This is a genomic window from Streptomyces sp. NBC_01439 (assembly GCF_036227605.1).
Lineage (GTDB): Bacteria > Actinomycetota > Actinomycetes > Streptomycetales > Streptomycetaceae > Streptomyces.
Window position 1 is genome coordinate 77,235 of sequence record NZ_CP109487.1, and the last position, 25,134, is coordinate 102,368.

The following is a 25,134-nucleotide window of genomic DNA, read 5'->3' on the forward strand; positions in this document are numbered from 1 at the left end:
TATGGCTCCGGCCGGCGAAGGACGCCCGGCATCCCCATCCCGGGACCGGTGTGGCCGGCGGGACGCCCGCACCACACTGAACGTGTGATTGACGTCCTGGATTTGAGCAAGCGGTACGCCCAGAACACGGTCGTGGCCAGCCTGAGCTTCACGGTGCGGGCAGGTGCCGTCACCGGATTCCTGGGCCCCAACGGAGCCGGAAAATCGACCACGATGCGGATGATGGTCGGCCTGACCCGCCCGGACACTGGATCCGTCCGGATCGATGGGCGCGCCTACCACGAACTGCGCTACCCGGCCCGGCACGTCGGAGCGCTGCTGGAGACGTCCGTTCCGCACCGCAGCCTCACCGCGGCCCGCCACCTGAAATGGGTCGCGCAGGCCAACCGGATCGAGCGCCGCCGGGTCGGGGAGGTCCTGGAGATGGTCGGCCTTACGGACGCGGCCCGCAAGCGGACCGGCGCGTTCTCCCTCGGCATGGGCCAGCGGCTCGGCCTGGCCACGGCGCTGCTCGGCGACCCGTCCGTCCTCGTCCTCGACGAGCCGGTCAACGGCCTCGACGCCGAGGGCATCCGATGGCTGCGCGAACTGCTGCGCACGATGGCCGCCGAAGGCCGGACCGTCCTCGTCTCCAGCCACCTGATGACCGAGATGTCCATGGTCGCGGACCACCTGATCGTCATCGACCGCGGGCAGCTCCTCGCGGACACCAGCATGTCGGACTTCATCGACCGGCACGCAACGACGTACGTACGCGTGCGCACACCGGACCCCGGGCTGCTGGGCCGGGAACTCGAAGGACGGGGGGCCACGCTGGCGCTCGCGACGGACGGCGCTCTGGAGATCCGCGGCGTGCCCGCGGGCGAGATCAGCCGGCTGGCCGCGGCCAACGGCGCCCCACTCGACGAGCTGAGCACCCACAAGGGTTCCCTGGAGGAGACCTTCCTCGGACTCGTCGGCAAGGGAGAGAGGAACACCGGTGTCTGAGCTGGTCGCGGCCGTCCAGGCCGAGTTCACCAAGGTGCGGGGCGTCCGCAGCACCTTCCTCGCGCTGCTGCTCTTCGTCCCGATCAGCATCCTCGTCGCTGCCCTGGACGGCTGGTCCGCGCGCGGGGCGCTCGACTCAAACAGCCCAATGCTCCGCGAAGGGTTCACCGCCCAGCAGGCAGGCCTGGACGGCATCCTCTACGGGCAGCTCGCGCTGATCGTGTTCGGGGTGCTCGTCGTCGCTGGTGAGTACGGGTCAGGCATGATGCGGGTCTCGTTGCTCGCCGTGCCCCGGCGCGGCCGGCTCTTCGCGGCGAAGACCACCGTGGTCGCCGGCGTCGCAGCGGTCGTCGCGATCCCGGTCACCGTCGTCGGGTACCTGGTCACCCAGCTCGCCCTGGGACCTTACGGTGCCCCGATCGGCGCGAGCGGCGTCCCCCGCGCCCTGGCCGGCGCGGTGGTCTACCTGACGCTGATGTGCCTGTTCGCGGCGGGTACGGCCCTGATGGCCCGCAACGCCGTCCTCCCGCTGGCCATCCTGCTCCCCCTCGTGCTCGCCGGGTCCCAGATCCTCTCCGTCATCGGCGCGACGAAGGACATGGCGCAGTACTTCCCGGACCGGGCCGGCATGGAGATACTCACCGTCAACTCGCCCGACGCGTACACCGGATTCGCGGTGCTCCTCGCGTGGACGGTCGCGGCCCTGGCCGGCGGCTACCTCCGGCACCGCCGCTGGGACGCCTGACGGGACCTGGCTGAGGCACCTGCCTCATGCCCGTGGGACATCACGCCCCGTAGCTTCCCAATCGGTCAACCCGGCCGCTGGGCGAGCGCGCGTTCGCCCACCAGGTGATCGACGAGGGCGCGGACGTGGTGGTCGGGCACGGCCCGCACTTCCTGCGCGGCGTGGAGCTCTACCGGAACAAGCCGATCTTCGACAGCCTGGGGAACGTTGTCAGCCAGATCGAACTCGCCGACCGGCTCCCCGCCGAGGACTACGCGAAGTTTGCCGACCGCGGGCAGTTCACCCCGGGGCGGTACTTCGACGAACTCAGCGGCCACGGGCGACGGTTGTTCGCCCCGCACCGCCCGTACTGGCGCTCGCTCGTACCCGTCCTCATGTTCGGCGACGGCACGCTGGTCGGGGCCCGCCTCCACCCGATCGACCTGGGCTTCGGGGGCCCGGTCCGGCACCGGGGCCATCCGCGGCTGGCCGACGGGGCCGAGGCCAAGGACATCCTCACCGACTTTGCCCGCCTCTCGGAGCCGTACGGCGGTGCGGTCTCGGTCGGGGACACGGGTACGGGCGAGCTGCTGATCCCGCCCACGACGACGGGGTGAGACAAAGGTCGTTGAAACCACCGCTGCTAAAATATCTGAACTCCAAGGACCTCAACAGACCTCTGTGGATCGATGAGCGACATGCGAGGAGTTCGGAATGGCCGAAGCGGTCAGGGTGTTGATCGCGGACGATCAGGCGCTGTTGCGCGGGAGCTTCCGGCTCCTCATCGATTCGACGCCCGGAATGGAGGCGGTCGGCGAGGCGGGCGACGGGGCCGTGGCGGTGGAACTGGCCCGGGAACTCAGGCCGGACCTCGTGCTGATGGACCTGCGCATGCCCGTCATGGACGGCATCGCGGCCACCCGGCAGATCTGCTCCGACCCGACGCTGGCCGGCGTACGGGTGCTGGCCCTCACCATGTTCGACATGGACGAGTACGTCTACCCCGCCCTTCAGGCGGGTGCGAGCGGGTTCATGCTGAAGGACGTCTCGCCGACCGACCTGATCGCCGGCATTCGCGTCATCGCCACCGGCGAGGGAGTGCTGGCGCCGACGGTCACGCGCCGCGTCATCGCGAATTTCTCCCGCAGCGACGAATCAATGCGGCCGGCGCCGCGACTTGTCGGGCTCACCAAGCGTGAACAGGAGGTGCTCGTGCTGATCGCGAATGGATTGTCGAACGCCGAGATCTCGGCAGACCTGGTCATCAGCTTGCCGACCGTGAAGACACACGTGAGCAGCCTCCTGGGGAAGCTGCAAGCTCGCGACCGCGCGCAACTCGTGATCATCGCCTATGAGAGCGGCCTCGCGGAGCGCGGAATGCCCGGCTGATACCCGGCCGATGCCGGCCTGGGCCCGGATGTGGCGGATCCCAGGGTGGTGCCCCCGGCAGGACTCGAACCTGCGGCCATGTGCTTACTGATCGTGTCAGAATGGCTGCTGCATCGGGATCCGCTTCACGTCAGGCGGGTTCACCCAGTAGTTCTGCAACCCGCCGGGCGGCTTCGTCCGGCGGCAGCTCGGCTGGCCAGTGAAGTTGTTCAGCGTGGCCTCGGATGGGGTTTTCATCGCGATCCAGGGGGACGAACTGCCAGTCGTGGCCGTGCCGCCAGAACACGATCACCCCGTGAGGCCATGCAGGACGGCTGGTGGTCCACCAGAAGGCTGTCCCGCGAGCTTCCTCGTGGCGCTCGTCGGGGCCGTGTCCGATTGCGGCGCAAGCCGCGGCGAAAGCGGCATCGGCGGTACGTCGATCCTGCCAGAACAAAGCCACTGGCCGATCTTATCGATGACTTCAGCGAGTCTGCGATCTTGCGTCCGGCAATCTTGATCGGCAGGCTGTGCGGGTGCGTTCTGATCTTGTGCCGGACGCCCTGTGGGAGCGCGTCGCGCCGCTGCTGCCACCCGTTCCCGAGCGTCGTTTTCGCTACCCCGGACGTCTGCGCGTGCCAGACCGGATAGCGCTCGCAGGCGTGCTGTACGTGCTGCGGACCGGCGTTGCCTGGCGCGACGTGCCAGCAGAGACCGTGGGCTGCTCCGGAGTCACGGCATGGCGCAGGCTGCGGGATTGGACCGAGGCCGGAGTGTGGCCCCGACCGCACGCCGCCTTGCTGACCGAGCTTCGGCGAGCGAGCCTGCTGGACCTGGACGACTGTGCCGTCGACGGCTCACACGTCCGAGCCCTGAAAGGGGGATCATGTTGGTCCCTCACCGGTCGACCGTGCCCGTCCCGGCTCAAAGCACCACCTGATCGTCGACCGCAACGGTATCCCGCTGGCCGTCACGCTCACCGGCGGCAACCGGCACGACGTCACCCAGCTCCTGCCACTGGTGGATGCGGTCCCATTGATCCGGGGTCTGCGAGGGCGGCCTCGCCGTCGGCTCCGACGACTGTACGCGGACCGGGGCTACGACTTCGACAAGTACCGCCGCCAGCTATGGAAGCGCGGCATCAAGCCGATGATCGCCCGACGCGGCATCGCTCACGGCTCCGGACTCGGCAAAGGGCGCTGGGTCGTAGAGCGCGCGTTCGCCTGGCTGCACCAGTTCAAACGACTCCGCATCCGCTACGAGCACCGGGCAAACCTTCACCAGGGTCTCCTCGAACTCGCCCGCTCGATCATCTGCCTACGGCGGCTCTCGCGATCATTCTGAAACGATCAGTAAGCAACGGGAAGCACCGCCGGTGTGGCTGTGGTCCTCCAAGACCGGTGCCTCCCCGGCAGACGTGGATCTGTGGTGGCAGGTGTTCCTCAGGAGGTTCGACCTTGAGCACACCTTCAGGTTCGGAAAGCAGACTCTCGGCTGGACCACCCCGAAAGTCCGTACTCCTGAGGCCGCAGACCGGTGGACCTGGCTCGTGGTCATCGCCCACACCCAGCTCTGCCTCGCCCGGTTGCTGGCCGCCGACCTCCGACGGCCCTGGGAGACGCCGGCCAAGCCCGAACGCCTCACCCCGGTCCGGGTCCGCCGAGGGTTCAGGATCATCCGAGCCCACCTGCTCTGCCAGGCCCGCGTTCCCCAACCCCGCGGCGCCGGTCCCGGACGACCGCCCGGAAGCAAGAACCGCCACCCCGCACCCCGCTACGACGTCGGTAAAACCGTCAAACGCTCTGAGACCCTCAAAGACATCGGCAGACCAGGTAGGTCCTGGTAGATGCCGACTCCGCGACGCCCGAGGGTAAAGATCAAGCTCACCAGACGATGACACCACCGCCCTCGGCTCTGGCTCGCACGGAAGCGGCAACGATGTTGTTGAAGCAACGGGTGACGTACTCCGCGCCGTAGCCGCTGACTTCACCAAGATGATCGACGTGAGGGCGTATCGCTTCGCACTCGGCCAGGAAGTCGTCGATCTCCCCCCGCTCGACGCGGAGGTTGCCGCCGTCGAGCTGGGGAAAGAAGCGAGCCCCCAGGGCCCGAACAGCTTCAGAGCCCCACAGTTTGCTGCGCGATCTCTCGAATCCGGCCATGGTCTTGCTGTAGTCGTCGTCGGGATCCTCCAGAAGGGTCCACTCGCCGTTGGCTTCGTATACGTAGGTATCCACATTGAGGCTCATGCGCTGATTCTCCGGAGCAAGACCGTGTCGCGTCGACTGGATTGCAGCTGCCGCGACAACGTCACGGCTGTCACACAGGGCAGCGACTTCGAGACTCTGGTAGCTCTGCGTCATGCCTGAAGATAAAGAACAAGCTAAGGGGCGGGCACAACCTGGACGAGAGCTCTGAGGAAGCACCGGACAATGTCGTTCGCCTGCACCCGAAGCAGGGATGACCGCCAGACGTCCCCACCGACCGCAGGTCCAGGACACCTCCTTACCGGGCGGCCGACCGCCGCCCGGGATGCGGTAGAGCAATGTGCTGGATCAAGCAACGCGACTGGTCATGCTGCCTCGTGATACCCGGATCGCGGCAGGGGATTCCGTGTATCGCGGGCGTATCGAAAATCGCATACGCCGACGCAACAACCTTGCGTCTTCAGTGGAGGCATGAACCACAGCGAATCACAGTCAGCGCCAGATTTGTTCGACCGGGAAACGCCCGTGATCATGGACTCGGATTCGGTACAGGGCATCGACCGGCGGCGGCTGTTCAAATGGGGCGGGCTGGCTGCCGCCGGCATGGCGGCGGGCGTGCCGCTGGTGGGAGCCGGGATCGGCCGTGCCCACGCGGCCCCAACCGACTCGTCCGGGGACGACCGGATCCCGCGGGACGCCCTGCCCGGCGGAGCTTACGACCGGCACGTGGCGGAACTGGCCGCCGAGGGCAGGTTCTCCGGCGTGGTGCTGCTGTCGCACCGGGGCCGCACGGTCCTGTCCCGCAGCTACGGCATGGCCGACAAGGAGAAGGGGATCCCGAACCGCGAGGGCACCGGGTTCAGTCTCAGTTCGGCGGGCAAGCCGTTCCACGCGGTGGCCATCTTGCAGCTCGCGCAGCAGGGCAAGCTGCGGCTGTCGGACACGGTGGGCGCCCACCTGACCGGCTTCGCCGAGGACGTCGCCGGGCAGGTGACCATCCACCACCTGCTGTCCGGCACCTCCAGGCTGAGTTCTCCGGATGAGGACGTGCAACGCGTCTTCCAGAGCCGGGGCGAAGTGCACGAGTACTACGAGCAGCGGGCCCGGCAGGCGGACCTGATGGGCGTCCCGGGCACTCCCGACACCGTCCACGCGGAGGCGGAGGTCACCATTGCCGCGCTGATCGTGGAGGCCGTGGCCGGCACGACGTACTGGGACTACGTCCGGGAGAACATCTTCAAGCGCTGTGGTATGACCGGCTCGGCGTTCCACACCCGGCCGCAGTGGCTCACCGACCCGCACATCGCGCACCCGTACATGGAGCTGGCCGACGGCAGCGTGGTGGACGGGCTCCGCAACCTGGACCAGGGCAGCCCGTACCCGTACGTACTCGGCAAGAACCCGGGCCGCGCCTTCATCGATGCCCCAGGGGACGGCGGTTTCGCCACCGCGCCGGATCTGGTCCGGTTCGCGCAGGCGCTGACCGACGGCACGGTGCTGGACCGGCCCTGGGCCGACGTGCTCTTCGGGGCCAAAACCCCCCACGGCCCGACGTCGTTCGGTGCGTACGGGCTCGCGATCGACATCGTAAACGGCCAGTGGGAGTACCAGCGTGCCGGTGGAAACCCCGGTGTCGGCGCCAACTGGAGCATCTACCCGTACACCGGCTGGGTCGCCGTCACCCTTGTCAACCGCGACTCCGACAGCCTGCCGGACATCCTCGAGCACCAGACGCAGGCCATCACCGGCGCTGCGCGCTCCGGCGGGGCGGGCGGCTGATGTGGGGAACATGAACCACAGCCCATCCCCGTCAGTACCACCCCGCCGGATCGTGCTCGCTGGCCTGGCGATCCTCGGCCCGTCAGGCGTGCTGTTCGTCATGTGGCGGCCGCTCATGATGGCCGCTCCGGCGTGCACGGCCGGGCGGTGGCACGGCTGCTTCGATACGTTTAACGGGGTGCTGCTCATGATGCTGGTCGGGCTGCCGTTGGCCGCTCTGCTGGTGTGGGCTCTGGCGAGCCTGCGGCGCGCCGGCGGTGTCACGTCGGCGTGGCGGATGTCACTGGCCGAGGTGGGCGTGGTCTACGGGGCGGTTCCGATGGTGTGGCTGACCCTGCAACCGGGCCCGGGGGCCGGTGTCGTCCCCGGCCGGGTGAGTCTGATCCCGCTGCGGGACCTGGTCACGATGGGGCCGGTCGGGACCGGCGGCAACCTGCTGATCTTCGCGGCGCTGGGTTTCTTCGCCCCTATGCGGTTCGTGGCTCTGGCGTCCGTGCCGCGGATCCTGGTGCTCGGGGCGAGCTGCTCGGTCCTGGTCGAGACCGCACAGTACGTCCTGCGGCTGGACAGGGTGTCGTCCGTGGATGACGTACTGGTCAACGCCGTCGGCGCCGTGCTGTTCGGCCTGGCGTCGCGCCGCTTCTGGCGCACTACGGCGGAGGTGCCGTCGGACCAGCCTCGCCCCGCGCCGGCGCTGGCAGGGTGAGTTGCGTGTCCGGTGTGCACCCGTCGGCGCCGATTTCGTGATGACAATAGGCTTCACGCATGCGCGTACTGATCGTGGAGGACGAGCCCTACCTGGCCGAGGCGGTCCGTGACGGTCTGCGGCTGGAGGCGATTGCCGCCGACATCGCCGGCGACGGCGACACGGCCCTGGAATTGCTCAGCGTCAACTCCTACGACCTCGCGGTCCTCGACCGTGACATCCCCGGACCCTCCGGCGATGAGGTCGCCCGGCGCATCGTCGCCTCCGGCAGCGGCATCCCGATCCTCATGCTCACCGCTGCCGACCGGATCGACGACAAGGCGTCCGGTTTCGAGCTCGGCGCCGACGACTACCTCACCAAACCGTTCGAGCTGCGCGAGCTCGTCCTGCGGCTGAGGGCGCTGGACCGCAGACGCGGGTACGCCCGGCCTCCGGTGCGCGAGATCGCGGGCCTGCGGCTCGACCCGTTCCGCCGGGAGGTCTTCCGCGACGAACGCTACGTCGCTCTCACCCGCAAGCAGTTCGCGGTGCTGGAAGTCCTCGTCGCCGCCGAGGGCGGGGTCGTCAGGGCCGAAGACCTGCTGGAACGGGCCTGGGACGAGAACACCAACCCCTTCACCAACGCCGTGCGTATCACGGTCTCCGCGCTGCGCAAACGGCTCGGTGAACCATGGATCATCGCCACGGTGCCCGGCGTCGGCTACCGGATCGACACCGGCATGAAGATCGTAGCCCGGGACCGCGACGTCGCCGCCCCCGGCAGTACGCATGCATAGACGCCGAGGGATCAGCGCCCGACTGAAACTCACCCTCAGCTATGCCGGATTCGTTCTGCTCGCCGGCGTTCTCCTGCTCGCCGTGGTGTGGGTGTTCCTACTGCGCTACGTACCGGACAGCGAGGTGGGTCTTCTCAGGGTCGCACCCAACCGCTACGTCCTCCTGCAAGTCTTCGTCCCCGCCGCGGCCGCGGCGATGGTCTTCCTGTTCGTGTTCGGGCTCGTCGGGGGATGGATCCTCGCCGGCCGGATGCTCGCACCACTCACACAGATCACGGATGCAGCCCGGATGACCGAGAACGGGTCGCTGTCCCACCGGATCCGCATGAAGGGCCGCCAGGACGAATTCCGTGAACTCTCCGACGCGTTCGACTCGATGCTCGAACAACTCGAGTCCCACGTCGCAGAGCAGCAGCGATTCGCTGCGAACGCCTCCCACGAACTGCGCACCCCGCTGGCGATCTCGCGGACGCTCCTCGACGTCGCCCGCAAGGACCCCACGCGGGAACGGGACGAACTCATCGAACGCCTCTACGCGGTCAATCAGCGGGCGGCCGACCTCACCGAGGCTCTCCTGCTGCTCAGCCGCGGCGACTGCGGAAACTTCACCCGCGAGAGCCCCGACCTCTCCCTCATAGCCGAAGAAGCCGCCGAAACGCTGCTTCCCCTGGCCGAACAGCGCCGGATCGCGCTGGACGTCACCGGCGGGCCGGCCCCGACCAGCGGCTCCACCGAGCTCCTGTCGCGGATGGTGACGAACCTCCTCCAGAACGCCATCGTCCACAACCTCCCCACCGACGGCACCGTGGCGGTCCACACCGAGGCGCACGGCGACACGAGCGTGCTGCGGGTCGAGAACACGGGCCGCCGGCTCCCACCGGAACTGGTACCGACCCTCATCGAACCCTTCCGGCGCGGGACGGAACGCGTACGCACCGACGAGCACGCCGGCGTCGGCCTCGGCCTGGCCATCGTGCACAGCATCGTCCGCGCCCACGACGGGACCCTCGACCTCGTCCCCAGCCCCGCCGGCGGCCTCCTCGTCACGGTCCGGCTCCCCAGCACGCCGTAGGCAGCGTTCCCCGAGTGGGCCCGTTCGGGCCGGCGCCGTTCATGGCGATCAGGCCGAGCGCCAGCGTCGACCTCCAGAGCGAACGCCCGGAGTCGAAGCGCTGTCGGCGGCCTCGTGCCCGCCAACGACATCGAAGGTCAGCATGAGCGGGATGCTTGCACGGTGGCGCGGTAGCCCGCCATGGAATAGGCCACCTGTTGCACCAAGACTGCAAACCCGCCGAAGGTCCCACGCCGCTGAACAGGAGAACTTGACTGGGAACACCACGGCCTCGCTCAGCAGCACTTCATCCAAGCCCTCCGACTTGCCCGCAACGGCGGAGACGTCCAGGCCGGCTCGTACGTCCTGGCCACCATGAGCCTGCACGCCTACCTCCAGGGACACGTCAACGAGGCCATCGACATGGCCGAAGGCGCCTACGAACAAGGCAAACACCAGGCCGCTCCCCGGGTCCTCGCCTTCGCCAAACTCGCCGAAGCCCGTGCCCACGGCAAAGCCGACGACGCCTCCTGCCCCCTGCACGAGGCCGCCGCCCTGCTCACCGACCACGCCGGGCAGCGCCTGACCTGGGCCGCCCGCTCCCTCGACCCGCAAGGAGACCTCGCATGACCTCGGTGCTGTACCCGAACTTGCCCGAGGACGCGCTCGTCGTGCTGATCGGGGCCTCCGACGCGGGCGAGTCGACCCTGGCCCGCACCTGGCCGGCCTCCCAGCTCCTCTCCCTCGACACCCTGCGCGGCACGGTCAGCGACGACTTCTCTGTCAAGTTCAGCGTGTTGAACTGACGCAGTCCGCCCAGCTGACCGGCCGGTGCGGCCTCGTGCAGGTGGTCGGCGATCCTTACTCTGTTCCGGCGGCGCATTGGAGCTGGAAGTCGACGACGACGCAACTAACCTGTCCGTCTTCGGTGCGGCCGGTCCAGACGGGGTAGGCGCCGTCGCCTTGGCCAGCACGGAAGGCAATGAGATTCGGCTCGGGCTCTGTGCCGGGCAGTTCGACGCTGAAATGGCTGTCGCTGTCGAGGGGTATGAAAATCTCGTCGTCCAGCTGGTCTTCGGTCACGGTCCGCGTCGCATCCATGAAAGCCGCTGTGCCGGTATCCACGCCAACCCCGTAGAACTGGCCCTCGCCGAGCAGCTCCAGGTCCTCGTCGGGCCGGAGGGTCATTTCCCACTTATGGGGAGGGACTTCCAGGAACGTCACCCTGGCCGCAGCGACATCCGCCCCGTGTTTCGTGCGCAAAAGCGACAGTGTGACCGGAAAGTCGCCTAGCGGCACTCCGACGGTCCGCAGGTTGCTGATCCAGCCTGGGTCCGAGACCGCCAGCTGCCCTGAGGTGATCCGCAGCATGCCAGCGTCAATGGGCTCGACGACGGCCGGCCCTTCCCGGGTGTCGCACACACCCGGATTGAACAGTTGCTCAATTCCGGTGGCGCGCAGGGGTCCCGATCCTTCGTCTACTGACCTGTCGTTGAGGACTACGGTCGTGGCGAACTCGTGGCCCTGCTGGGTGAGGAGCGGAGCGAACAGTTGCCAGTCGCCGAATTCCGGTGCGGGACAAAGGAAGTCTTCGACGGGCGTCGCGAACCGCCGTTCGGGGACGCTCGACGGGCCGGATGCTCCATCGTGCGATGACTCCGGCGATCCGCCCCGCGGTCCGGCGAACTCGGACTTCACCTCGATCTGTCCGTCGGCTGAGACGGTGGTGGTCTCTTGAACATCCCACTTCCCGTACAAGTGCGCCTGATCGTTGGGAAACTGCCATCGGGTGTTCTGCTGGGCCAGCAACATCCCCGTGCCGTGGGGCTTGAGGTCGATCATCTGCACGCACCAAGACCTGTCGTCGAACAGATACACACGCCACATCCGCCCCGGCCAGTATTCGACCAGTGCCAGCGGTTGCTCCCGCGCGGACAGCAGAACCGCGTAATCCTTCCCGGCCGCATGCTTGCGTGCCGCGAGCCCGCGTGACATCGGGCTCCGATGGGTCATTCCCCGATAGGAACCCCACATCTCGCCGTACGACACATCAAGACTGTCGAAGATCACAGCCGAACATCTCCCCCGTGGCACCAGCCACCCCCGAGCAGTGCGTTCGACGGGTGACCCCTGCCGCGACGCCCTGCCCTTCCGAAAACTTCGTCGTGCCGCAGTTTGCCACTGAGGTATGACACAGAGGTTGTGGGAGGCCTGCAACCTGGGGTTACCGAAGGAACATGCCGCTCCAGGTGACGAAACACGGTCGGTTCGGCGGCCCCCATCGGGGATCGGGGGTCTTCAGGTCAGCGGCGACTCGCAGGGGCGAGAGCGTGGGCACTCCTGCGCGGGAATCCAACCCGGCGGAAGGATGTTACGGCTGGTCAACGAATTCCGTTGGTTGCCCTGGACCACAGTGGGTGTGACCTGTCTGCGAGGGGGGCGTCGGCAGTGTGCGGACTACGCCGATGCGGTCGGCGAGCTGCTGGTGCAGCAACCGGTGCTCCGTCATTGACTGGTGCAAGGCGCCGACCAGTGCCTCTACGTCGGTCTTCAGCTGCGCGATTTCTTCGGCGTCGGCTGCCCGGAGTTCCTTGAGTCGGCGGATCTGCTTGCGCATGCGTTGTTCGCTGTCCGGGGTGCCGCCGCGGGCCCGCACTCTGTCGTAGAACATGTTCTTCAGGTCGGTGTACCGCTGAGTGAGAGCGTTGCGCGGGACACCGGCTTCGAACGCGAGGGCAACGATCGTCAGCGCGCCGTTCGAACGCTCGGGGTGGTGAGGCCGGTGATCTGGGAGGCGGACTGGGCCGATGCCCATGCCTCGAAGAACAGGCAGTAGTCGTCCGTGTAGTTCCGCTTCGTCTCCTGCGCGAGACGGGCGAACGACGACCGACACAGATACGGCTCAGTACCTCATCGACCTGCCAGTCCGGCGAAAGGAGAATCGGATCCCCAGGATGAATCCCAACGCGATCTTCACGAGTCCCCAGGTCCTCCCGCCCACTCAGAACAGGCACCCGATCCGCGGACACCTGGCGGTCCGTCGGTATCCAGAACGTACGCCACCCCAGCACGCAGCCACCCCTGCTCGATCCGCTTCAACACGCCGATCCAACAGGGAAGACGACCCCGGCGAACAGGGCGCCACGGCCGATGCCGCCGACGTCCTGAAGCTGATCCTGGAGCGCCGGATGGCCCGCAAGCTCAACACGGTCATCGACGCCACTTCCCTGATGATTTGTTGAGTTCAAGCGTCAGGGGAGGCTTCGGGTGACCGAGTGGCAAGTGGTGTGGGTTCCCGATCTGGACCGGTGGGGCGCCCTCCCTGTGGAGGGCGTCCTCGGGGTTCGGGACCTGCCGGCGGCGGTAGCCCGGATCGGCCTTCGACCCGGCGACCCGGTGTTCGTTGCACCGGACGGCACGGTGGACCCCGAGCTCCTGGAGTTTGTCCTGTCTGGCCCGTTCCGGTACCTGGAGCGGGAGACGAAGCGGAACTATGCAACGGACATCCGGCCGCTCCTGTCGTTTCTGTCCTCGCGTGGAGTGCCGTGGCGGAGGGCCTGTAGAAGTGATCTGGCGGACTACCGGGACTGGCGGTGCAGGTCCATGGAGAACCCGCAGCGGGTCGGCGGGACCAGGTGGAACCGCGAGGCGGCCGCGTTCACCAAGCTGTTCCGGTGGGCGAGGGTCGAGCCACTGCCGGTGGACGCGGGACGGCGCGAGGACCGGGCAGCGGATTCCCACAACTCCACCGTACTGTTGCTGACACCGCGGACCTGGGGACTGTGGTCGGACATCGGGCTGCGCGGCCACACCGGCACCGGCTCGTCCGCGCCCGGTTGGAAGTCCAGGACCGAGCTGCGCAACACCGGCTTCGTCCAACTCCTGCTCGGCTCCGGCCTGCGCTGTCGACGCGAACCGCAAGGGGCACGCGACCATCGGCGCCCTGGCTCCGTCTCCATGGCTCTTCCCCGGCGGCCAGCCCGGACGACCGATCAGCAGAAACCGCAGGGCCAGTGGGCCGATTCGGGTACCAACATCCGCGTCGTAGAGGCCGTTGCCCCGCAGGTTCGCGGCCAGCTTGGCGACCGTACGGAACAGGAGCCATGCCGGGTCCGATGGGGAATCAGCGAGGGCGTCGAGTCGGCCGGACATCGCCGCGGTGACGGCGGTCGGCGCGCGGCCGCTGGCCTCCAGGACCGCCTCCGCCCAGGCGAGTGAATCGCCCTGACGCTCATAGAGCTGGCGACCCCACAGGCGGAGGACGGCGTCACGGTGGTCGGTCATTCCAGGATCGTTCCAGCAGGGAACACCGACAGCCAACGGATTTTCCCGTGCATCCCTGCACACAGCAACTTGACAGGGAACGCCACCAACGTCGAACAGCCCATCAGGGTGAAGCTGGTGACGGCGGCGAAGCGGCACGGCATGCCGACTGTCGCCGTCGTCGTCGCCACGCCCCTGGACCTGTGCCTGGAGCGACAGGGCCCGCGGCCGGACAACCGGCGCGTGCCCGAGGACGTCGTCCGCTCCCAGCACCAGGCCATGGTCCACTCGCACCAGCGCCTCGCGGCCGAAGGGTTCAACACGGTCGTCTTCGCCGACACCCTGGACCGCCTGGAGCCGTTCCTCGGACGGCTCTCGCAGGCCCGGGAGGCCGACCTCGGGCGCGACGGCAACGACGGCCTGGGCGACCTGTGGCTGGCCCGCCGCTTCTTCGGCCCGGAGATCCTGCCGCTGTGGCAGTGGCGGCCGGCCTCGGACCTGGGGACCGGCCGGGACCGAGTCGCGGAGATCCGCCTCGGGCAGCAGTCCTTCACCCCGGCGCTCCGCGACGACGGCGAGGGCGAGGGCGGCTGCGGCTTCGGCTTCGGCTTCGGCTTCGGCTTCGGCTTCGGCGTGGTGTTGCCCTGCCCCCTCGACCCGGAATGCTCCGGGCAGGCGTGGGCGCCCATCCACTCGGTCACCGACCTGCACAAGGCGCTGACCGGCGCCATGGAAAACGACCCGGACATCGTCTGCACTATCCACGGCGACGGCGACCAGGAGGCCGAAGACCGCTACCGGGGCTGGGACGACGACCCCGAGGGCCGCGCCGACATCCAGGCGCAGCATGCGAACGGGGTGCGCGCGTGAGCCGCGCCGCCGACGGCCCCACCCGCACCCGCTCACCCCGGCCGGCCTCCCGGCCGGGGACGAGTGTTGAACGGCTGCCGCGAGTGCCGCACTCCGGTCCAGGGCGGTACGGCGGGCCTCGCCGCGCACTGCCGCACCGTCCACGACCCCCGCCGCGACTACGGCGACCGCCGTCGTCGCATCACGGTCCAGCTCGACTTCTGGCCTTGCCCGGCACGCCGAAGGAGACCCGCTCATGCCCGTGTCCGAGACCGCCCTCGCGTACTACGCCGCCCACACTCAGGCCCCGCGCGAGCACGGCGCGATGAACGCCGCCTGCCTCTGGCCGCGCCAGGCCCTGCAGTACACCACCGTCAACGGCGCCCGCTTCCTGCCGTTCCCGTCCCGGATGCCCGCCCGGGCCGTGGCCCCGGCCGTTCGCTCCGCCTTCAAGAAGCATCTGGTGCACGAGTACGACGTCGCCGCCCGCGACGGCTCCCCGTTGCGCATCGTCTGGATCCGCCACGCCCCCGGCACCTGGTTCGGCGGCGAGGACGTCATCGACGTCTACGAGGTCCCCACTGAGGAGCCGGCTGTGCCGTAGCGGGTGATGGTCCTCCGTGCCGCCCCGGCTCCGTTCGACGGAGGCCGGGGCGGTCGCGGTGGTCCCTCACCACCGAGCACAGAGAGGAGCTGGACGTCATGCTGCGCACCTACGAGGTAGACGTCCCGATACCCGACTCCAACCACCCCGACCGGCATGGCGTGCACGTCTTCACCGGCGTCACCGACTCCCCCGCCGCAGCCCTGCGCCGCGCCCACGAGGTGTACGACGCCGCGCTCGCCGCGCACACGGCCGGACGCGAGATCCCTGACAGTCAGCCGGACCAGTGGGGAGTGGCCGGGCTTCGGCCTGGCTGGCAGATGGAGTGGCCCGCCGCGAGGGCCGGCCTCGGGAACAACCCCGTCAGCTGGACCACCCGCGCTGACTTCGCGCTGTAGCTCCGCCCCGGGACAGCCGCTCTGCTTGGCGGCTTTGTCGGCTGCCCCGGGCCCATCCATCCCGTACGAGACGAGACGGAGAACCCAAGTATGTCGTCCCTCCTGCGCGCTCGAAGCCGGTTCGGCCGGCGCACCCTCTTACTGGCGACCGCCGCCGTGCCGCTGACCGGCTGGGCGGTTCACGCGGTCGCCCTGCACCGGCAGCTCGTCGCCACCCGGAAGGATCCGCTGACCGGCCCTGTTCGGCGCTCGCGGTAGTGGCACTGGCGACGCCGTTCGCTGGCCGCCCGACGGACACGTCCACTGCCGTACTCAGTGAATTCCACGAGGGAGCCGAACGCCTGGTGTTCAGCCCCGACGGCCGGACCCTGGCCGTCGGGCAGGGCGGCTCGCTGTGGCCCTTCTTCAGCAGCGACACCTCGTTCGTGGAGACGTGGAGCGTCGACGACGGGCACCGCCTCGCACGTATGACGGCCCCCGGGGTGCTCGACGAGGTGGTCTTCGCAGACCAGGGGCGCGCTCTCGTCACCAGGGGACGGACGGGAACCGTCGAGCGACCCTCGACCTACATCCAGTTGTGGAAGCCCGGCGTCGGGGACCCGCTGACCGAACCCCTCGGCGGAGACCACACCTTTCACATAGGAGTGGCGGACGGCGGAACGAGCCTGCTCGTCATCGGGAGGGAGAGCGACGGTGTGGCCGTCCGCAACGCAGTGGACCGGCAGGCGGTCCGCCGACTGACCGGCCCCAGCGCGCAGTGGGTGTCGTCCGCCGTCCTCAGTCCCGACGGACGCTTCGTGGCCACCATGAAACAGAACTCCCGGATGCAGCTGTGGCAGGTGTCCGACGGCCGCCCGAGCGGCGGCGACGGATCCGTGCACGAGGCCGACGCCTTCTTCAGCGGCGACTCGCGCGTCCTGGCGGTGGTCACGAAGGACAGGAAGCAGGTGGAGGTGTGGGACACCCGTGACGGCCGGATCAAGAGCACTCTGGAGACCGGTGATGACGGCATGAGCACCGTCCTGCTCAGTCCGGACGGGAGCAAGGCGGTGACCCGCAGCTATTCCGACCTCCAGCTGTGTGACACGGCCAACGGCCGCAGGATCGGCAGCCCGCCGGCCGACGCCGAGCCCGACTCGTCGCTGAGTGCGAGCGATGACGCCGTGGCCCGCTTCACCCCCGACGGGCGTACGTTGGCCACGGCGTCGCAGGACGAGACCGTACGCCTGTGGCGGCTCGACACGCTCGGGCTGCGGGACCGGGCGGGTCTGCTCGGCGCCAGGTGAGCCGGCCGCCCCTCATCGTCCCCGGCAGGGGTCAGCAGGAGACGTCGAAGAGACGCCCGGCGTAGGTGGTGGGGGGGTGGACGGTGGGGCGGCGGAGGCGGCCGTCGTGCAGTACGAGCAGCGGGAGCGGGAGGAAGCGCAGGTTTGCGTTCGCCGGCTTCCCTCCTTCCACGGGCGGCGTCTGTCAGATGTACGGGGCGAGGACTCCCCAAAGCCCCAACGCGAGGATCGTCAGCGAGACGCCCCCGCCGAGAAGATGCTTCAGGACAGTGGTGAAGAGGGGCTCCACAGCGGCGTTGAGCCGGGTGTTCTCCGGGTCGTAGACGACGTGTATCTCCTCCGTGACGCGGCCGGACCCGTAACTGGTGGTGTGTTCGTTGCCGCTGATGTCAGTGAACGCGTACCAGCTCGCCCGTTTGCCGTTCGGGTGGTAGTGCCGGGCGGCTGCGACGGTGATGCCGCGCCGGCGGAGGACCACCCGGTCCTTGGCGCTGCTGATGGCGACGAAGGTGAAGAGCCCGCCGAAGATGACCGCAGGCGCCCCGACGAATGCGGCCATCCCCATCCCGTCGCCGTAGGTGGAACCGGTCCACCAGACGTAGCCCACGAAGACCGCGAGGAAGGCCGCGCCACCGGTCCACACCTGCCAAATCTTGATTACGGCCCCGCCCTCCTCGGTCGTTATGAGGGCGCTCCCGGCCGGGTCACGCCGGGCGGGCAGGGCGGCGATCAAGGCGGTGAGGAAGGCCGAGGTGGCGTATTCGTTGCCGCCCTGCAGTCGCCGGGTCACCCCATCGGTCAGAACGATCTGCAGGGCCTTGTCGCCGTCCGGGCGGACCTCCTGGACGGCGGCCAGCGGGATGTGCGTCTTCACCCGCCCCTCCGTCGTCGTCAGTCGGTCGGGCCGTAGGACCGTGAACTGGTCACCTTTACTGAGGACTTGTGGAGAGAGCATGTACTGGTTGACCCGCGGGGCGGACGGACGGTTGCAGAGGATGGTGATTACGAACCTGCATCGAACCGAGACCCTGCGACGCCTTGTCCTGCGTAAACGTGACTCCATGTCATGGAGAGGCTCCTCATGGGACTCCTCCTCCGGCGGTAGCGCATCGGTCGCCGCGCGGGCTCGGGCGGTGCCAAAGTGAAGTCCCCGGAACGGGCGAGCAAGCCGCTCGCCCCATCGCGTCACTCCGGTCTTCGCGGGCCGAAGTCAGGACACGAACCGCTCAGCGGTCGGTGAGGTATCGGGCGGCCCGGTGCTACTGATGTCCCCGGAGCGCTCTGAGCACCGGCCTCACCCACTCACGCCGTATCGGCGCGGGCTGGCCATGGCCCCAGCCCTGTATCCGGAGCGTCTGCGGTCACCCGTGGCGCTCGCGTTCCCGGCCCGGATCAACGTCGTTGGGCGCGCCGTGGAAACCGAGTGGCCGCCGTACCGGATGAAGCCCCCTCCCCGTCACCAGCCCCCGGTGCGCGGCCTGCGGAGCGAGGGGCGACCTGGTACTGGACGGGCAGCCGCTCCAGTCTGCTATCGACCGGGTGAGCAAGCACATCCGGTGCCCGGCGGGCCGGGGCATCGCGGGATGCCGAAGGCGGTGAGCAAGCTCGTACGGAACGCGGAGATCGCCGACGCGGATCGTGCCTACCATTCCCGCGCGATCCGCGGGCACCTCCGTCGACGCGGCATCCGTGCAGCCGTCCCGCAGCCTGTCGACCAGATCGGACACCGGCTGCGGCGGGGCCGCGCCGGAGGCCGCCCGCCCGGCTTCGACACCGAGACATACGAAGAGCGCAATACCGTCGAGCGGTGCCTCGCCCGACTCAAGCAATGGCGCGGCCTGGCAGTGCGGACGGACGAGCTCACCATCGTTTACCGGGCCGCACTCCAGCTTGCTGCCACTCATCTGGATCCGGCGCCGAGCCAAGGCATCCGAGGGATTCGTCAGGCCGATCGGTGGATGACGAGCCGGTTCTGTTCTCCGTCAAAGTTGCCGGCCAAGACGTCGGCCTCCCGCCGGTTCCCATTGGAGAGCTCACCGCATCCCGAAGTCGTCAAGGATTTCGATCAGGCAACCGCGGTGCTCGACAAGAGCCTGCTGCAGCAGCTCGACTTCGACCAGCGGATGGACCACCTCTCACGCCGCCACCCCCTACAGCTGGTACCCCGCGCCATCACCAACCACAACGACCTCTTCCGAACCCTGGACGGCCACGGCCCGAACACCGCCCAACAGCGCCGTTGGGACGGTGCTCCACCAGCGCGTTGTCGCCCTGCTGCGTGCAAGCGCCATCGTGGCCTGCCCCCGCGCGAGCGAACCCCTCACGCCACCTCCGCTCTGGTGGTGGTGGCCAGGCGCAGGGCTGCCACCAGTTCGCGGTAGAGAGGGTCCGTCTCCAGCAGCTCCTCATGGGTGCCGCGGGCGCGGATCCGGCCCGCTTCCATGACCACGATCAGGTCGGCATCGACCACCGTCGAGAGGCGATGCGCGACCGTCACCACCGCGCCCGTCGCCGCCCGTCGCCGGATGCAGTCCTGCACCGCGGCCTCCGTCAGCCCGTCCAGCTGCGCGGTTGCCTCGTCCAGCAGCAGGACCTCTGGAGTGCGCAGCAGGGCGCGCGCGAGCGCGATGCGCTGGCGTTCGCCCCCCGACACGTGCGCCGACGACAACGAACTGTCCAGACCCGCTTCGAGCGCGTCGACCTTCTCAGTCAGCCGCACGTCCCGCAGCACATGGCGCAGTTCCTCCTCGGTGGCGTCCGGCCGGGCGAGCAGCAGGTTGTCTCGGAGGGTGCCGGGCACGACCGGGGTGTCCTGTTCCACGTAGGCCAGCCGCGCCCGTACCTCGGAGTGACTGTAGTCGCGGTACGGCCTTCCGTTCAGGAGCAGTTCGCCGTCGACGGGCTCCAGGAACCGCAGGACGAGCGAGAACAAGGTGGTCTTGCCGGCGCCCGACGGCCCGACGATCGCGGTGTGACCGCGCCGGGGGACGGCCAGCCGTACGTCGGTGACGGCATGGGCGGCCTCGGGGCCGTACGCGGCGCTGACACCGCGCAGTTCGAGCACGGGCACCTCCTGCGGGGCGCCGGAATCCGCCGCGGCGGCGGTCCTCTCGTCGTCCGGCTCCGGCGCCGTGTCGTCACCTTCCGCCGTCAAGTCGGCCGTCTGCCGGATGCGTTCGGCCGCGGCCATCCCGGCCTGGAGGGAGGTCACGTTCTGGCTGAGCGTGCTGACCGGCTCCATCAGCGTGAACGCGTACAACAGGAAGGCGATCAGGCTGGAGACCTCCAGGCTCCCCTCGCCAACCCGCCAGGCTCCGACGCCCAGGATCGCGATGATGGCCAGTTGGATGCCGGACCCGGCGACCGTCCAGGCCAGGGCCTCCTGACGGACCGCCCGGATGCCGTAGTCCGCCGCGGCCCGGGCATCGGCCACGATCCGTTCGGCGGCCCGCTCCTCGGCGCGGCTCACCTTCACGGTGCGGATCGCGCGCAGCGTGCCCTCCAGGAGTCCGCCGAGCCGGCCTATGTGCTCCTGGGAGCGCTGCTGCGCCTGGCCGATGCCCGGCATGAGCAGCGCGAAGAGGGTGGCGGTAACGGCCACGGCGGCGATGGTCGTGCCGAGCAGCACCAAGTCGAGCACGCCCATCAGGGCCAGGCTTCCCACGAGCATGACGGAGCCGTTGACCAGGCCGACGAACGACTGGGCGGTGGCCTCGCGGAGCAGGACGGTGTCCGAGGTCACGCGGGTGACGAGCTCACCGGTCGGGCGCCGGGTGAGGGCGGGCACGGTGGCGTGCAGGAACCGTCGCACCATCGACTCGCGCGCCTCCAGCACGACCCGTTCGCCCACCGTGCCGAGCATGCACCACTGCCGGTACGACACGGCGGCGCCGACGACGAGGAGGACTAACAGCGCGGCCACGGGGCCCGTGAGCGAGGCGGAGTCATTGAGGGCGTCCAGCACCCACTTGGTGATCATGGGCGTGGCCAGGCCGAGGGCGGAGCCGGCCAGGGCTAGGACCAGCCCCACGGCCAGCGTGTGGCGGTGCGGGCGGGCGAAGGACCAGAGGACGCGCAGCCGGGGCGCGTCGAATGCGGCACGGGGCGGGGGTGTCGAGTCAGCCATGCCGAAAATGGAACATCAATGTTCCATTATGGTCAAGTGAGTTTCATTGTGGGCGCGCTACCGTACGCCCATGGAGCATGACCACATCGCGACGGCGACCACCGAGACCACCACCCGCGCACGCACGCGACGCGCGATCCTGGACGCCGCCGTCACCGTCCTGTCGGCCCATCACGGGGCGTCGCTCGCGGACGTGGCCGAAGCCGCCGGCGTGGGCCGGACGACCGTCCACCGCTACTTCGCCGAACGCTCGGACCTCGTGGCGGCGCTCGGGGCGGACGTACGGGAACGACTGCAAGAGGCGACCGCACGCGCGCGGGTGGAGGACGACCCGGCCCCAGAGGCGCTGGAGCGGCTCTGCCTGGAGTACTTCGAGCTCGGCGACCGCCTCATGCTGCTGTTCGACGTGCCGCAGTTCCTGACCTGGGCGGGCTTCGAGGAGGAGACCAACTCCGACCGCGCCCTGGTCCGCCTCATCGAACGCGGCCAGGCCGAAGGCACGGTGGACGCCGAGGCTGACGCCGAGTGGCTGCAGAACGTGCTGTGGTCCCTGCTGTACGCGGCCTGGATGCAGGCACGCGACTACGGCACGCCCCGCCACACGGCACTCTCCTCGTGCCTCCACACCTTGCGGAAGGCCATGGCGGCTTCTTGAATCACAGGACGTAGTCGACGGGTACTGGTCAGCGGTGGATCAGCCGTCGGAGTTCGGGGAGGGTGAGAGGAAAGAGGCCGGAGGATCCGTTTCCGCTTTCCCAGCACCGAGCTTGCGGGCCCGCAGGACGGTGAGGGACCTTGTAGTCGTCGAGGCCGCGACATCCGGGCCTGGCTCGCCGAATGGAACGACCCTTCGTCTGGACGAAGACCACCCCGAGAGCCTCAACAAAGCGCGCCCGCTCCGAGGAGATCCTGGACGTCAACATCGAGGACCTGGACCTGGACCTGGCCGGGCGCCGCTGCCCGGGGAAGGCCAAGGCCGCCCAGCCGAAGGTCCGCCGGCGTGGCGCGAGTCGCGCCGACTACGTGCTGGAGACGGTGTTCCGGGACGCGGGCACCGCCCGGCTGGTGCCCCGCCTGCTCCAGGGCCGCACCCGCGGCCCGGTATTCGTCACCCGACGCCGTCCCGGCCCGGGGAAGGCGTTCTCCGCCAGGGACGTCTGCCCGGACACGGGGCTGGCCCGCCTGTCCTACGGCCAGGCCCGCGCGCTGCTCGACCAGCACACCGCGTACGCCGGGCCGGGCACCGGCTGGGACCTGCACGAGTACCGGCACTCCCCCCTGACCCACCTCGGCGAGCGGGGCACGCCCGAGCTGATGCTGATGGCCAAGTGGCTCTGTCCACGAGAAGGAGCAGCAATTCGAGATCGGTTGGGGAGGCGCACCCGGCCAAGGAGTGCCTCGCAGTGTTCACGAGAACCGGTTCTGGCACACATTCCGCGATTGGTGACAACCCGTCACGGCTACTGGGCAAACGGGAAGCGTGGTGCTTGCCGATGGCGGGTGCCATGATCGGCTGTGGCTGGCTGAAATGTGCAGAGATGGGGAGGGCTAGTGGAGAAGTTCACCGTCGAGCCGCTTCGGGTGGCTGACTTCGTGGAGCACGTGCGGCGCGCCCCAGAGCTGTACTTTCTGGTTGAGCGGGGCAGCCCCGAGCTTCCCACCGAGGTCGTGCGGGCGGTGGCCTGGGACGCGCTGCACCGTCGCGACGGCAGGCATGGGCAGATCAGTGTCGAGATAGGGTCTGACCTCAGCTTCACAGTGGAGAGCGATCAGCGCCCCGGTGCCGATGCGACGGAGATGCTTCTGCCGGGATTCTTCGGTTCCCTGCTCGACACGTTCGACACGCAGCGTTGGGCTCCCTCCGCAGCTGCCGCACTCAGCGTCCGCACGGTCATCGAGGCATGGCTGGGTGGCCACGGCCATCGCCAGGAGCTCGTCGGGATGGACCCGATTGGCCCCCGTGAGGAATTCATAGCGCCGGAACCCTTCGGGACCCGGACCACGTTCCACCTCGATCCTTCATTCTGTGGTCCGGGCGAGGCCATCGCCTGGGCGCTGCGGCCCGAAGAGCTGCACGGGAAAATGTGCAAGGAACATCCCTCACCCACGATGTTTCCGATTCGCGATCTTCGCGCAGAGGCTGCGGAGCCGCTCCGCGAGTAGGACTCGTTTTCGCAGGAGGCCGAAGCCAACGCGGCCAAAACATCTGGCGTTTGGGCATCTTGATCCGGTTGACGTGGCCTTCGACGACATCGGAGCTCCAGGGCAGGGCGAGGCCGGCGATGACTGCATCGTGGTCGCGGTCGATGCGTCCGGCGACGACCCGGGGTGACGGTGGCCGAGCCGTGACGGGGCCGCCAGGCGAGAGGCGCTTCTCCCGGAAATGGGCGCGAACCCTCTGGTAGCTGCCCTGATAGCCGAGCGGCACGATCTCCTCCCACACCCTCCAGGCGCTCGTACAGCCTTGGTTCCAGCGTTCATCCAGGTAGGGCTTGAAGGCGTCGAGTTTGGACGGCCGGCCCTGCCAATGCCCCTGGAACAGGTCCTCCGGGGGGTGGCTGCGTCTGCGAGGAGCTTGACGGTGCGGGAGGTCATCCGGAGCTGGCGGCCGATCGCCCGACGGCTGAGCCCGACGGCCAGCAGTTCGTGGACGGGCGCGTGATTGGCACGGGTGCGGTCAGCGAAGCGGTGTCCCCTCAGGTTGTGCCAGAGGTGCCACCTGTCTACCACCTGCACCACCTGGGGTGCCCCGGCGGTGGCCCCTTCGGCGAAGAACGGTGCGCGGTCGCGGCGGACCACTTCGATCCCTGACCGCTTCGCGAGCCAAGCGGCCAGGCTGGAGGCTTCCCGATCGGGCAGCAGGTCCACCGGACGCCGGCTCTCGACGTCGACCAAGACGGTCCCGTAGTGGCGGCCTTCGCGGGTCGCGTACTCATCGACGCCGACGGCGCGCGGGGCGGGAACGTCCGGATCGGGCAAGGCTTCTACCAGCCGCAGCACTGTGCTGCGGCTGATGGACATACCGAAGACCCTCGCCATGCGGGCACCGGCCCGACCGGCGAGTGCGAGGCCGACCGCGGCCAGCGTCGACCGCAGGCGCTCGGTCCGCCGAACGTATCGACGGGTCAGCCGCGGGCTCTGCTCGGCGAAGGTCCGGCGCCCGCAGGAATTGACCGGGCACAGGAGCCCGCGGACGCGTAGACAGAGGGCCACCTGCCTGCCCCACTGGGCACATCAGCGGGAAACCGCAGGTAGGAGCTGCGAATCCGCCGCGACCAGATCCCGCAGCCAGGACAATCGGCCCCAGCCACCGTGCTTCGGGCCTCTACGCGTACGGCCTCGTCGTTCACGGCGACGGACAGCACCGCCAGGTCGGGTAATCGACGGGAACAGCAACTTCTCCAGCCCGCGAACCATTTCTTCCACGAGCCGAACTGTCTGCCACGCTGCACCCGGTACGGGTCAGTTCCGGGCAACTCTCCCAGAGCCCGCTCGCCCGACAACCGTCACTCAGAGTGCATGCTCCACGGAATGTGAGCCAGAACCCCACTCGGTTCTGGCACAGATCTTGAGGAGTGGTCGCGGAGGGACACGGTGTCGTTCGAATTGCGGGGCCAGGCCGACGTGATCCGAGCGGAACCCACTCCGGGGCCAAGGATCGGGCATCCAGATGAGCCGTGATGTGCGTGATGGTCCGGGCGTTGTTTTTGAACAGATGCGCCTGCATGCCCGCTGCCTGGGCGGTCGCAACGGTGACTGCGACATCGTCGATGAACAGGCAGTTTTCCGGCCGCACGTCCAAACTGGCGTATGCGGCCTCGAAGGCCCGCAGGTCAGGCTTCTCGATGCCGATCTCGTGCGAGTAGATGATCTGCTCAACCAGTTCGTCGAAGTGGTACAGCGTCGTCTCCCGCTCCCGGGCGCCGACGAAGCTGTTGCTCAGGATGCCCAGCCTGCGGCTTCCGCGCAGCCCTTGTCCGGAACGTACGTCTGACGCTCCCACGGGAATA

The 25,134-nt window shown here is 68.7% G+C and carries 27 protein-coding genes and 4 pseudogenes; 22 read left to right on the forward strand and 9 right to left on the reverse strand.

The window, feature by feature from the left end; genetic code table 11:
• Positions 1-84: 84 nt before the first annotated feature.
• The 4 genes from OG207_RS00405 (at position 85) to OG207_RS00420 (ending at position 3,100) form a co-directional block, all read left to right on the forward strand.
• On the forward strand, positions 85-987 hold the full coding sequence (locus OG207_RS00405; protein ID WP_329094750.1) for an ABC transporter ATP-binding protein: 903 nt from the start codon (positions 85-87) through the stop codon (positions 985-987).
• On the forward strand, positions 980-1,732 hold the full coding sequence (locus tag OG207_RS00410; RefSeq protein ID WP_329094752.1) for an ABC transporter permease: 753 nt from the start codon (positions 980-982) through the stop codon (positions 1,730-1,732). The genes OG207_RS00405 and OG207_RS00410 overlap by 8 nt, the downstream gene beginning before the upstream one ends.
• 77 nt (positions 1,733-1,809) lie before the next feature.
• Positions 1,810-2,328: a CapA family protein gene (locus OG207_RS00415; protein ID WP_329107382.1), complete on the forward strand. Its 519-nt coding sequence runs from the start codon at positions 1,810-1,812 to the stop codon at positions 2,326-2,328.
• 97 nt (positions 2,329-2,425) lie between these two features.
• Positions 2,426-3,100: a response regulator transcription factor gene (locus OG207_RS00420; RefSeq protein ID WP_329094754.1), complete on the forward strand. Its 675-nt coding sequence runs from the start codon at positions 2,426-2,428 to the stop codon at positions 3,098-3,100.
• A gap of 130 nt (positions 3,101-3,230) precedes the next feature.
• Here the strand turns inward: OG207_RS00420 and OG207_RS00425 are convergent, their stop codons facing one another.
• Positions 3,231-3,542: a hypothetical protein gene (locus tag OG207_RS00425; protein ID WP_329094755.1), complete on the reverse strand. Its 312-nt coding sequence runs from the start codon at positions 3,540-3,542 to the stop codon at positions 3,231-3,233.
• Positions 3,543-3,615: 73 nt separating this feature from the next.
• Here OG207_RS00425 and OG207_RS00430 point away from each other — a divergent pair.
• Together OG207_RS00430 and OG207_RS00435 are read left to right on the forward strand one after the other, a co-directional pair.
• A protein-coding gene (locus OG207_RS00430) for an IS5 family transposase (RefSeq protein ID WP_329094757.1) occupies positions 3,616-4,423 on the forward strand; the annotation gives its coding sequence in 2 pieces (ribosomal slippage) (positions 3,616-3,959 and positions 3,958-4,423; 810 coding nt in all).
• A gap of 25 nt (positions 4,424-4,448) precedes the next feature.
• A pseudogene (locus OG207_RS00435) lies at positions 4,449-4,925 on the forward strand (NF041680 family putative transposase); the annotation flags it as partial.
• A 37-nt stretch (positions 4,926-4,962) separates the two neighbouring features.
• On the opposite strand, the gene OG207_RS00440 reads toward OG207_RS00435, so the two are convergent.
• Positions 4,963-5,442, reverse strand: a complete 480-nt coding sequence (locus OG207_RS00440) for a hypothetical protein (RefSeq protein WP_329094758.1) — start codon at positions 5,440-5,442, stop codon at positions 4,963-4,965.
• Positions 5,443-5,817: 375 nt separating this feature from the next.
• On the opposite strand from OG207_RS00440, the gene OG207_RS00445 reads away from it, so the two are divergent.
• From OG207_RS00445 to OG207_RS00470, 6 genes are all read left to right on the forward strand, one after another.
• A complete protein-coding gene (locus tag OG207_RS00445) occupies positions 5,818-7,065 on the forward strand; it encodes a serine hydrolase domain-containing protein (protein WP_329094759.1) in 1,248 nt (415 codons plus the stop codon).
• Positions 7,066-7,075: 10 nt separating this feature from the next.
• Positions 7,076-7,771: a VanZ family protein gene (locus OG207_RS00450; RefSeq protein ID WP_329094761.1), complete on the forward strand. Its 696-nt coding sequence runs from the start codon at positions 7,076-7,078 to the stop codon at positions 7,769-7,771.
• Between the two features lie 59 nt (positions 7,772-7,830).
• Positions 7,831-8,547 carry a response regulator transcription factor gene (locus OG207_RS00455; RefSeq protein WP_329094762.1) on the forward strand — a complete coding sequence of 239 codons (717 nt, stop codon included), beginning with the start codon at positions 7,831-7,833 and terminating at the stop codon, positions 8,545-8,547.
• The gene (locus OG207_RS00460) at positions 8,540-9,619 is read left to right on the forward strand and encodes a sensor histidine kinase (RefSeq protein ID WP_329094764.1); all 1,080 of its coding nucleotides are present in this window, start codon (positions 8,540-8,542) and stop codon (positions 9,617-9,619) included. The genes OG207_RS00455 and OG207_RS00460 overlap by 8 nt, the downstream gene beginning before the upstream one ends.
• Positions 9,620-9,973: 354 nt before the next feature.
• Complete coding sequence (locus OG207_RS00465) at positions 9,974-10,228, forward strand: hypothetical protein (protein ID WP_329094766.1); 255 nt, start codon at positions 9,974-9,976, stop codon at positions 10,226-10,228.
• Positions 10,225-10,404 carry a hypothetical protein gene (locus OG207_RS00470; RefSeq protein ID WP_402697522.1) on the forward strand — a complete coding sequence of 60 codons (180 nt, stop codon included), beginning with the start codon at positions 10,225-10,227 and terminating at the stop codon, positions 10,402-10,404. The genes OG207_RS00465 and OG207_RS00470 overlap by 4 nt, the downstream gene beginning before the upstream one ends.
• A gap of 55 nt (positions 10,405-10,459) precedes the next feature.
• Here the strand turns inward: OG207_RS00470 and OG207_RS00475 are convergent, their stop codons facing one another.
• Together OG207_RS00475 and OG207_RS00480 are read right to left on the reverse strand one after the other, a co-directional pair.
• Positions 10,460-11,668, reverse strand: coding sequence for a DUF4241 domain-containing protein (locus tag OG207_RS00475; RefSeq protein WP_329094768.1), 1,209 nt, complete (start codon positions 11,666-11,668; stop codon positions 10,460-10,462).
• A 301-nt stretch (positions 11,669-11,969) separates the two neighbouring features.
• The gene (locus OG207_RS00480; protein ID WP_329094770.1) at positions 11,970-12,413 is read right to left on the reverse strand and encodes a hypothetical protein; all 444 of its coding nucleotides are present in this window, start codon (positions 12,411-12,413) and stop codon (positions 11,970-11,972) included.
• A gap of 139 nt (positions 12,414-12,552) precedes the next feature.
• On the opposite strand from OG207_RS00480, the gene OG207_RS00485 reads away from it, so the two are divergent.
• The 6 genes from OG207_RS00485 (at position 12,553) to OG207_RS00510 (ending at position 16,998) form a co-directional block, all read left to right on the forward strand.
• Positions 12,553-12,840, forward strand: a complete 288-nt coding sequence (locus tag OG207_RS00485; protein WP_329094772.1) for a hypothetical protein — start codon at positions 12,553-12,555, stop codon at positions 12,838-12,840.
• A gap of 25 nt (positions 12,841-12,865) precedes the next feature.
• Positions 12,866-13,816, forward strand: coding sequence for a site-specific integrase (locus OG207_RS00490; RefSeq protein WP_329094773.1), 951 nt, complete (start codon positions 12,866-12,868; stop codon positions 13,814-13,816).
• A gap of 135 nt (positions 13,817-13,951) precedes the next feature.
• Positions 13,952-14,731 (forward strand): AAA family ATPase, encoded by a 780-nt coding sequence (locus OG207_RS00495; protein WP_329094775.1) that lies wholly within the window; start codon positions 13,952-13,954, stop codon positions 14,729-14,731.
• A 235-nt stretch (positions 14,732-14,966) separates the two neighbouring features.
• On the forward strand, positions 14,967-15,314 hold the full coding sequence (locus OG207_RS00500) for a hypothetical protein (RefSeq protein WP_329094777.1): 348 nt from the start codon (positions 14,967-14,969) through the stop codon (positions 15,312-15,314).
• A 98-nt stretch (positions 15,315-15,412) separates the two neighbouring features.
• Complete coding sequence (locus OG207_RS00505) at positions 15,413-15,712, forward strand: hypothetical protein (RefSeq protein WP_329094779.1); 300 nt, start codon at positions 15,413-15,415, stop codon at positions 15,710-15,712.
• A 344-nt stretch (positions 15,713-16,056) separates the two neighbouring features.
• Positions 16,057-16,998, forward strand: coding sequence for a WD40 repeat domain-containing protein (locus OG207_RS00510; protein WP_329094781.1), 942 nt, complete (start codon positions 16,057-16,059; stop codon positions 16,996-16,998).
• 31 nt (positions 16,999-17,029) lie between these two features.
• On the opposite strand, the gene OG207_RS00515 is transcribed toward OG207_RS00510, so the two are convergent.
• Both OG207_RS00515 and OG207_RS00520 read right to left on the reverse strand, forming a co-directional pair.
• Positions 17,030-17,170, reverse strand: a complete 141-nt coding sequence (locus OG207_RS00515) for a hypothetical protein (protein ID WP_329094783.1) — start codon at positions 17,168-17,170, stop codon at positions 17,030-17,032.
• 12 nt (positions 17,171-17,182) lie between these two features.
• Positions 17,183-17,872 (reverse strand): hypothetical protein, encoded by a 690-nt coding sequence (locus tag OG207_RS00520; protein ID WP_329094785.1) that lies wholly within the window; start codon positions 17,870-17,872, stop codon positions 17,183-17,185.
• Positions 17,873-18,617: 745 nt separating this feature from the next.
• Here OG207_RS00520 and OG207_RS00525 point away from each other — a divergent pair.
• Positions 18,618-18,960: pseudogene (locus OG207_RS00525) on the forward strand (transposase); the annotation flags it as partial.
• Positions 18,961-19,318: 358 nt separating this feature from the next.
• Here OG207_RS00525 and OG207_RS00530 read toward each other — a convergent pair.
• A complete protein-coding gene (locus OG207_RS00530; protein ID WP_329094787.1) occupies positions 19,319-21,124 on the reverse strand; it encodes an ABC transporter ATP-binding protein in 1,806 nt (601 codons plus the stop codon).
• A gap of 70 nt (positions 21,125-21,194) precedes the next feature.
• Between OG207_RS00530 and OG207_RS00535 the strand changes: the two genes are divergently transcribed.
• The 3 genes and pseudogenes from OG207_RS00535 to OG207_RS00545 all read left to right on the forward strand — a co-directional run bounded on the left by OG207_RS00535 (position 21,195) and on the right by OG207_RS00545 (position 23,287).
• On the forward strand, positions 21,195-21,779 hold the full coding sequence (locus tag OG207_RS00535) for a TetR/AcrR family transcriptional regulator (RefSeq protein ID WP_329094788.1): 585 nt from the start codon (positions 21,195-21,197) through the stop codon (positions 21,777-21,779).
• Between the two features lie 236 nt (positions 21,780-22,015).
• A pseudogene (locus OG207_RS00540) lies at positions 22,016-22,453 on the forward strand (site-specific integrase); the annotation flags it as partial.
• Between the two features lie 222 nt (positions 22,454-22,675).
• Positions 22,676-23,287, forward strand: coding sequence for a hypothetical protein (locus tag OG207_RS00545; protein WP_329094789.1), 612 nt, complete (start codon positions 22,676-22,678; stop codon positions 23,285-23,287).
• Here OG207_RS00545 and OG207_RS43945 read toward each other — a convergent pair.
• Positions 23,225-24,163, reverse strand: a complete 939-nt coding sequence (locus tag OG207_RS43945) for an ISL3 family transposase (protein WP_443072627.1) — start codon at positions 24,161-24,163, stop codon at positions 23,225-23,227. The genes OG207_RS00545 and OG207_RS43945 overlap by 63 nt on opposite strands.
• Before the next feature lie 622 nt (positions 24,164-24,785).
• Positions 24,786-25,100, reverse strand: a pseudogene (locus OG207_RS00550) (HAD family hydrolase); the annotation flags it as partial.
• Positions 25,101-25,134: the final 34 nt, after the last annotated feature.

Coding starts and splice junctions, on each gene's coding strand:
- OG207_RS00440 (WP_329094758.1), bottom strand. CDS start 5,442: ATGACGCAGAGCTACCAGAGTCTCGAAGTCGCTGCCCTGTGTGACAGC.
- OG207_RS00485 (WP_329094772.1), top strand. CDS start 12,553: ATGAATCCCAACGCGATCTTCACGAGTCCCCAGGTCCTCCCGCCCACT.
- OG207_RS00470 (WP_402697522.1), top strand. CDS start 10,225: ATGACCTCGGTGCTGTACCCGAACTTGCCCGAGGACGCGCTCGTCGTG.
- OG207_RS43945 (WP_443072627.1), bottom strand. CDS start 24,163: ATGGCGAGGGTCTTCGGTATGTCCATCAGCCGCAGCACAGTGCTGCGG.
- OG207_RS00530 (WP_329094787.1), bottom strand. CDS start 21,124: ATGGCTGACTCGACACCCCCGCCCCGTGCCGCATTCGACGCGCCCCGG.
- OG207_RS00535 (WP_329094788.1), top strand. CDS start 21,195: ATGGAGCATGACCACATCGCGACGGCGACCACCGAGACCACCACCCGC.
- OG207_RS00480 (WP_329094770.1), bottom strand. CDS start 12,413: ATGGGCATCGGCCCAGTCCGCCTCCCAGATCACCGGCCTCACCACCCC.
- OG207_RS00505 (WP_329094779.1), top strand. CDS start 15,413: ATGCTGCGCACCTACGAGGTAGACGTCCCGATACCCGACTCCAACCAC.
- OG207_RS00450 (WP_329094761.1), top strand. CDS start 7,076: ATGAACCACAGCCCATCCCCGTCAGTACCACCCCGCCGGATCGTGCTC.
- OG207_RS00500 (WP_329094777.1), top strand. CDS start 14,967: ATGCCCGTGTCCGAGACCGCCCTCGCGTACTACGCCGCCCACACTCAG.
- OG207_RS00460 (WP_329094764.1), top strand. CDS start 8,540: ATGCATAGACGCCGAGGGATCAGCGCCCGACTGAAACTCACCCTCAGC.
- OG207_RS00455 (WP_329094762.1), top strand. CDS start 7,831: ATGCGCGTACTGATCGTGGAGGACGAGCCCTACCTGGCCGAGGCGGTC.
- OG207_RS00465 (WP_329094766.1), top strand. CDS start 9,974: ATGAGCCTGCACGCCTACCTCCAGGGACACGTCAACGAGGCCATCGAC.
- OG207_RS00445 (WP_329094759.1), top strand. CDS start 5,818: ATGGACTCGGATTCGGTACAGGGCATCGACCGGCGGCGGCTGTTCAAA.
- OG207_RS00420 (WP_329094754.1), top strand. CDS start 2,426: ATGGCCGAAGCGGTCAGGGTGTTGATCGCGGACGATCAGGCGCTGTTG.